7 protein-coding genes are annotated in these 7,869 nt (G+C 39.9%); 1 reads left to right on the forward strand and 6 read right to left on the reverse strand.

Translation table 11 applies throughout. The features are described from left to right. Positions 1 to 4: 4 nt before the first annotated feature. From NFR29_RS00965 to NFR29_RS00985, 5 genes are all read right to left on the reverse strand, one after another. Positions 5 to 1,372 (reverse strand): PTS ascorbate transporter subunit IIC, encoded by a 1,368-nt coding sequence (locus NFR29_RS00965; protein ID WP_251421869.1) that lies wholly within the window; start codon positions 1,370 to 1,372, stop codon positions 5 to 7. Between the two features lie 97 nt (positions 1,373 to 1,469). Then, positions 1,470 to 1,748 carry a PTS sugar transporter subunit IIB gene (locus NFR29_RS00970; RefSeq protein WP_251421874.1) on the reverse strand — a complete coding sequence of 93 codons (279 nt, stop codon included), beginning with the start codon at positions 1,746 to 1,748 and terminating at the stop codon, positions 1,470 to 1,472. Position 1,749: 1 nt separating this feature from the next. Beyond that, a complete protein-coding gene (locus NFR29_RS00975; RefSeq protein ID WP_251421876.1) occupies positions 1,750 to 2,220 on the reverse strand; it encodes a PTS sugar transporter subunit IIA in 471 nt (156 codons plus the stop codon). 295 nt (positions 2,221 to 2,515) lie between these two features. Next, the gene (locus NFR29_RS00980) at positions 2,516 to 3,967 is read right to left on the reverse strand and encodes a [FeFe] hydrogenase, group A (RefSeq protein ID WP_251421879.1); all 1,452 of its coding nucleotides are present in this window, start codon (positions 3,965 to 3,967) and stop codon (positions 2,516 to 2,518) included. 113 nt (positions 3,968 to 4,080) lie between these two features. Further along, positions 4,081 to 6,018, reverse strand: coding sequence for an ABC-F family ATP-binding cassette domain-containing protein (locus NFR29_RS00985; protein ID WP_251421882.1), 1,938 nt, complete (start codon positions 6,016 to 6,018; stop codon positions 4,081 to 4,083). Positions 6,019 to 6,123: 105 nt separating this feature from the next. On the opposite strand from NFR29_RS00985, the gene NFR29_RS00990 reads away from it, so the two are divergent. Next, positions 6,124 to 6,444: a hypothetical protein gene (locus NFR29_RS00990; RefSeq protein ID WP_251421885.1), complete on the forward strand. Its 321-nt coding sequence runs from the start codon at positions 6,124 to 6,126 to the stop codon at positions 6,442 to 6,444. Positions 6,445 to 6,553: 109 nt separating this feature from the next. On the opposite strand, the gene NFR29_RS00995 is transcribed toward NFR29_RS00990, so the two are convergent. Continuing rightward, positions 6,554 to 7,717, reverse strand: a complete 1,164-nt coding sequence (locus tag NFR29_RS00995; RefSeq protein ID WP_251421888.1) for an MGDG synthase family glycosyltransferase — start codon at positions 7,715 to 7,717, stop codon at positions 6,554 to 6,556. Between the last annotated feature and the right edge of the window lie 152 nt (positions 7,718 to 7,869).

A 7,869-nucleotide genomic window follows, 5' to 3' on the forward strand; every position in this document is an offset into this window, starting at 1 on the left:
TCCTTTACTCTTCTTCAACGTAATTAATTACATCCCCTTTTGTTTTCACAAAATTAGGAATGATCAATACTAATAAAGCTAAACCAACAATGCTGTAAATACCAGCTAAGCCAAGCCACTCGAAGGCATTGCCGATAACAAGGGCGATAACGGCAAAGTCAGCATCCCCAAATGTAGTGTTTTGGAAGCCTAATTGGCCCAATACAGGTAAAGCCATAGCTGGCAAGAATGTAATCGCAAGACCATTTAAGAAAGCCCCTACAGCTGCACCGCGACGGCCACCAGTAGCATTGCCATAAATACCAGCCGTAGCACCGCAGAAGAAATGTGGTACTAAGCCTGGAATGATAAGTACACCACCGATAGCACCGAGAATGAGCATACCAATAATACCGCCAATAAAAGAACTGATAAAACCAAGTACTACCGCTGTTGGTGCATATGTGAAAAATACGGCACAGTCTACTGCAGGGATTGCTTTTGGAATAATTTTAGTAGCAATACCTTGGAATGCAGGAATCAAATCGCCTAAGATCATACGCACCCCAGAGTATACGATAGTTACGCCAACGGCAAAATTCATAGCGCTCATAATAGCATATAAATAAGGACTCATATCACCTGATAAAGTAGCTACGAATTCAGGACCTGCAGCAATAGCAGCAATTAAATAAAATACGATCATCGTCAAAGCTGTAGATAATGTGGAATCACGCAAGAAACCCCATTTTTCTGGAATTTCAATATCTTCTGTACTATCTTCTGCTTTGCCTACATATTTGGCAATCCATGCAGACAAATAATAGCCTAAACTACCAAAATGGCCTAAAGCGATTTCGTCACCATCAGTTACTTTAGATGTATATTTTTGGCCAATAGCTGGAGAAATTGCAGACCAGGCGCCCATTAAAAAGCCACCTACTACGATAAGTTCTGTTCCTGCTAAGCCAGCAGTGCCTAATACGGCAGACATTAAGCAAGCCATAAATAAGCTGTGGTGACCTGTGAGAAATACGTATTTATACTTGGTAAAACGAGCGATTAATAAATTCATCACAAGCCCTACAACGAGAATAGACATCGTTTCTACACCTAATACTTGTTGAGCTACCGCTACAATCGCTTCATTATTAGGAACGACGCCAGTAATATGGAATCCATATTCAATCATTTTACCTAGTGGATCTAAGTTACTAACGATAACACCAGCACCAGCAGCAAGCATTAAATAGCCTAAAATAGGCTTCAATGTACCTGTCATTACTTTGTGAAACGGACGTTTTAAAGCCACCAACCCGATACAAGACATAATACCAATTAATAAGGCTGGTTGACTTAAGACGTCGCGCAAAAATTCTAATATTGCTTCCATGAAATATACTCCTTATGTTGTAAAGATAATAGCGCATAACACAGATGTATAGACTGTCATCATACCGAAACACCTATGGTATAACACTACCACAAGCTTAGGCCTTAGCAGCCGCTTCTAAAGCATCCATAATATCTTCTTTAATTTTCTTCTTATTAATATAACTACGTACTACAGCTATATTTTTACCTTCAAATTGGTCAGCCAACTCTTTTACAGTGACGATTAAGTCTGCTTTGCGACCTTGTGCGGCATTGAAGTCAATAGATTCTACTTGTGCATCAATACCAGCTTCTTGGCAAATTTCTTCAATTTTCATTTTCAGCATTAAGCTAGAACCGATACCATTACCACATACAGTTAATACAGAAATCATATTATACCTCCATAATGCTATTATCATCTAAGTGTTCTCGTAAGAACGTTTGTACATCATCAATACTTTCAAATTCATTGGCTGCATCTAAAAAGTCTTCATCTTCAAAGAGTGTAGCTATATCTGTAAGCAATTGAATATGGTCCTCTTTATTAGGAGCACATAAGAATAACGCCACCGATACAGGATCATTCTCTTCGTGACCAAAATTAACTGGTTTTTCCAATGTCACCAATGCAGTACCTACTGCTTTAGCCCCCATTTCAGGACGGGCGTGAGGCATAGCTAAACCAGGGGCTAAAACTACATAAGGGCCCATTTCTTCCACAGCAGTCACCATCGCTTCTGTATAAGATGGTTCAGTAAAGCCCGCTGCCACCATCAATTGGCCGCCGTGACGCACTACATCCTCCCATGTCTCCGCAGGATATTTGAAGGATACCGTATCCTCCGACAGTAAATCTTCTAACAAAGTAACACCTCCTATATAACGTGTATAATAATATTATAACGATGCATAGGAAAAATGCCTATAGGTAATCTCGAATAAATGGAAAAAAGCAAAAAAATAGACCCCGCAGGGTCTATTTTCTATATTCACATAGTACACTTCTATAGGCTGTTTAGGATTTCATCATAATAAATCAGATAATATTATAATGTGCACCATGTCAATAAAACAATATATCTAATGATACGAATCTCTTACACAACCAATTATACGTTATTTTATACAATGATTCAAGAGTATTTATTCATTTTATATATTATTTATTAGCTGCTTCCGCTGCTTTTTTCAAGTTAGGAATCGAAGTAGGGCAAGTTTCTGGAGTACAAGCTCCATTCGGGCCTAAATCAGCAGCTCTACTTGCATAGGATGTATGCAACATATGGTGTGCTTTTTCACTCAATGGTTTGCCATCGAAGAATTCTTTATATAATGCTTGAATTTCAGGATTGTCGAGACATGTTTTAATTTTAACTTCATTGTCACGATTATACAAAGATTCGATACGAGCTTCACGCGCTTTATCGGCTAATGGTAATTTAACACGTGGTTGACCACCACCACCGATACAGCCACCGCGGCAAGCCATAACTTCGATGAAATCATAATGGATATTTTCTTCGCGCATACGGTCAATAAATTTACGCATGTTTCCAGTGCCGTGTACAGCTGCTACATGCAATGTTTTATCACCAATTACTACGTCTGCTTCACGAGCACCGTCCATGCCACGAATTGCTTCAAATGGAATCAATGTATTAGGTGCATCTTCGCCAGTTACCATTTCATAAGCAGCACGCATAGCTGCTTCCATAACACCACCAGTATTACCGAAGATAATACCGCCACCAGAAGCTTCACCCATTAATGGATCAAACGCAGAATCTTCTAATTCATCAAAGTTAACGTTTTCATCACGTAACCATTTAGCTAACTCACGAGTTGTAATACAGTAATCCGTATCACGCATGGTTGGCTCATCCCAATATTCTGCAGAAGCATTCATTTCTTCACGACGAATTTCAAATTTTTTCGCTGTACATGGCGTTACAGATACGGCTACAATTCGTTTTGCATCGAGATTCATTTTTTCTGCAAAATATGTTTTTTGAGTTGGTGCCTGCATAGAGATAGGGCTTTTTGCAGTGGATAAATTTGGTAAAAATTCTGGGAAGAATGTTTCGGCAAATTTAACCCATGCTGGACAACAAGATGTAAATTGTGGCAATTCACCAGCACCATTAATTACGCGCTCTACCAATTCACTAGCTTCTTCCATGATTGTCATATCAGCGCCAAAGTTAGTATCCAGTACATAGTCCCCACCCAATTTACGAAGAGCTGCAACCATTTTACCTTCTACAAATGTACCTGCATCCATACCAAACTCTTCGCCTAAACCTACGCGAACAGCTGGTGCAGTTTGGAAAATAACAATTTTATTTGGATCTGCAATAGCAGCTTTTACTTCCTCTATTTCTGAACGTTCATTAATGGAGTCAAATGGGCAAATAGATGCGCATTGACCACAATGAATACAAATAGGATGATCGCCATTTGTAGTCAAATCATAATAGTCGAAAACCCCCATATCTACGGCACAAGCTTTACGACATAAAGAACAGTTTTTACATTTAGACAAATCCTGTACAACTGCAATATTACCGTCTTCAATTGGTACACGACGATCTAAAAATTCATACTTACTCATTGTTCCTCCTACTTAGGTAACGTTGTTATCGTTAATCTAGTAGATTATACTATACTACTCAACTTTTATCAATCATTCTAGACCTTACAGATTCATAAATTTATGTTATATATCTACATTCGTTCATCCAATTCAATCCATCGTTCTGTTAATCGATCTAGTTCAGCTTGCGCTTCTTCTCGTTCCACCATGAAAGCTTGCATCTTTTCATAGTCAGTAGCGACTTCATTGATCATCACATCGAGACCTTTAATGAGATGCTCCACTTTTGACATATCTTCAAGTAAGCCCTCATATTCTGTTTCTTCCGCCTTGTTAAGACCTTTCAACACAGTTTGTTCTACACGAGGAGTCTTCGTTGTCGCACTCGTTGTATCGCTATTCTGTTCTCGTTTAGTTCCGCTTTTCTGTCCTTCAGGCTGATAAAAAGACCCATCAAGGCTTTCATCAAGCGCCTCTCGATAATCAGAGTAGGACCCGTGAACGATATCAATGTGTCCGTTCCCGGTAAAGACAAATAATTTATCCACTACCCGGTCTAAGAAATAGCGGTCGTGACAAACAGTAATAATGATACCATTAAAGGAATCGAGAAATTGCTCCAACACCTCTAAAGTCGGTATATCTAAATCATTGGTAGGCTCGTCCAAAAGAAGTACATTAGGGGCACTCATCAACAATTTTAACAAATATAAACGCCGCTTCTCGCCACCTGACAATTTACGGATAGGCACACCATGCAATTCGGGGGTGAATAAGAAGCGTTCCAAAATCTGTCCAGCACTTAATGTAGAGCCATCACCAAGGACCATATAGGAGTGATCTTCTCGAATATAGTCTAAGACGCGCATATCTTCATCGAAGTGGGGCAATTCTTGTTTAAAATGAGCGATGCGCACCGTTTCCCCTTTGCCAATCGTACCAGCGGCAGGTTCATAGGTACCATCAAGGATATTCATAAAAGTAGATTTTCCTACTCCATTAGGACCAACAATGCCAATGCGATCATGACGCACTACGTGATAGGTGAAATCATCCACCATAGGACGACCATTAAAATCGAAACTCAAATGCTCTATATCAAAAATCCGCTTCCCCAGTCTCGTTTTTAATGCTATAGGATCCAATTGGTCCACCCGTCTTGTATTTTCCATGTTTTTCAAGGTTTCATAGCGCTGTAGTCGAGCTTTTTGTTTTGTCGTACGCGCTTGGGCGCCTCGACGTACCCATTCGATTTCACGTTTCAAAAATTGACGGCGCTTTTCTTCTACCGCTGCTTGTTGTGCCTCTCGAGTCGCCTTATTCTCCACATAAGTTTCGTAATTACCTTCATATTCATACATATGGCGATTAGACAATTCTAAAATCCCATTACACACAGAGTCTAAGAAATAGCGGTCATGTGTACTGATAATTAAACCTCCTTGACGATTACTCAAATAGGTCTCTAACCAATCGATACTAGCCTCATCTAAATGGTTCGTTGGCTCGTCTAAGAGGAGCAAATCACAAGGATAGAGCAAGGCCTGTCCTAAAGCGAGTCGTCGTTTTTGACCGCCTGATAATCGTTCTACCAGTTGGTCTGTATCGTAAAAGCCTAGTTTATTTAGAATGACGCGGGCTTCTTGCTCTACTTGCCACCCATCATGCTGATCCATTTCTTCTAAGCTTTTCATATACCGTTTTTCAGTAGCTTCATCATATTCATTGCGGTCTTGCATGCGACGATATATTTGGCTAATCTCTTCGAAAGCCTTAACCATGTTGAGCTTTGGATGGTCCCCATCTAATATGGCCGATAATACTGTATCAGTACTATTAAAATCAGGTGTTTGTGCCAAGTAATAAATTCGGCTTTTACCATTCCTCTCTACATGTCCCTTATCAGGCTCCATTTGACCTGCCAAAATTTTTAAAAACGTAGACTTCCCAGTCCCATTAATGCCGACCAAACCTAATCGTTTTTGGTCTGTCAAAGTTATGGTCACATCGCGGAACAAAAGCCGTGTTCCATATGACTTTTCCACTTGTTGTAAACTCAGTACATTCATAATACTATATAAATTCTCCTTACTAAGGCTCACTCTAACTTGACAATCATAGACCTTCCTCAGTAGAATACAAGCATAAATTAGATTCTACTAGGAGGATTCACTATGGCCCAAGACAGTGTGCTCGATTTCTATGACACTTTGAAGTTTGAAATCATCGACTTTGATGGTTACGATACACTATTTACAGAATTGCTCGATGACGGTACGTACGCCACTATATCTGACGACGATGGTCGTATTCCGGACACCTTAGATACGCCCATCGTATTTAATGTTTATGACGAAGACGATTCCTTCCAATGGAGCGTAACCCTTAACGATTCATACCACTTGCAAGAATTGATGGACAGCACATCAGAGACAGAGGCATTCTTACAAATATTACAAGACATTCGAGAAGCCAATATCAATCAGTTCCAATAATTTCATGCCAAATATATAGTTGTATTCATAAAGAAGGCACCGCCTTATCACATTCATTACTGTACACATATGAAGACAGTTAATGAATTGATAAAGTAGTGCCTTTTATTTATAGTATTGTACCTATCTTCTCGTATGTTGTATCAATTTCCTTATCATCGGCGCTATCTAACATATAAATGAGATCGTCTACTATATTGGCAGCCCCATCTACATGCCATTGGTGAGATGTTTCAGACATTTCCTTTAATCGCACCGGATTGATCAAGAGGGCTGTCACTACGTCTTCTAAATTGTGAATATCCCGGGCCCATCGTGCGCAGCCACGGCTTTCCAATAATTTAGCATTCGCCTCTTCCTGCCCAGGAATAGCATTAAAGAACACCATCGGTAACCCTATCGTTACCGCTTCCATACAAGTCAATGCACCTGGTTTAGTAACCAATAAGGTAGAGGACTGCATAAGCTCCGAAATATTCGACGTATAGCCGTATACGGTAGTCTTCGTATGCATGGAGGTACTCAAGGTCACTAAAGACTCGTAAAGTGACGTATTTTGGCCTGTAACAACAGTAATTTCATCGATTGCTTCGACCCTATCTAAATGTTGTAAGGCCGTCTCTAATGAACCAAGACCGAGGCCCCCTCCCATAACGAGGACCTTTATAGGATTTTTCATTTCATAGTCTTTGATAGTATCTCTAAAAAATGCACGTCGCACAGGAATGCCAGAAACGCGAATTTTAGCGCCGTCAATACCTGCTTCTGTCATTTCAGCTACCATCCCCTCAGTAGCTACAAAATAGGTATCTACTTGAGGATATAACCAAAACTGGTGACTACTAAAATCTGTCAAAATCGCTACTAAAGGAACATCAATATGACCTTGTCGTTTCAATACCGACGCAGCACCGCATGGGAATGGATGGGTAAAAACGATGACATCGGGATTTTCCTGTTGAATTAATTTGAGCATACGGTTTTTCAACAAATAAGACACTACCGTTTGCATGACAGTCCCGCGTTTTTCCCCTTTTGAAGCGCGATAGATCATATCGTACAACATAGGGAATACATCAATCATCTTGATGTAGGTTCCTTTAATGAGATGCTCTACCGATAATGTTTCGGTATCCAAAAAGTCCACATGACTAATAGTGGCCTGTGGTTCTTTAATCTTCCAATATTCTTCTATCGCTCTCGCAGCCTGCATATGACCACTCCCAATGGAAGCGGACACAATGAGAATCTTTCGTTGGTCGTCTCTGTTCATAGAATATCCTTTCCTCTTAATTATACCATATGCAAAAGGTATGGCGAAGAATATAGGATAGTAAGCATAAAAAAAGGCTCTCTGTCAAATGTTGGGGTGCTTATCCCTAATCATTTGTTTGGCACCAATCACTTATGTGGTTGGTGCCATTT

Source organism: Veillonella agrestimuris (assembly GCF_943193065.1).
In the GTDB taxonomy this organism is placed as follows: domain Bacteria; phylum Bacillota; class Negativicutes; order Veillonellales; family Veillonellaceae; genus Veillonella; species Veillonella agrestimuris.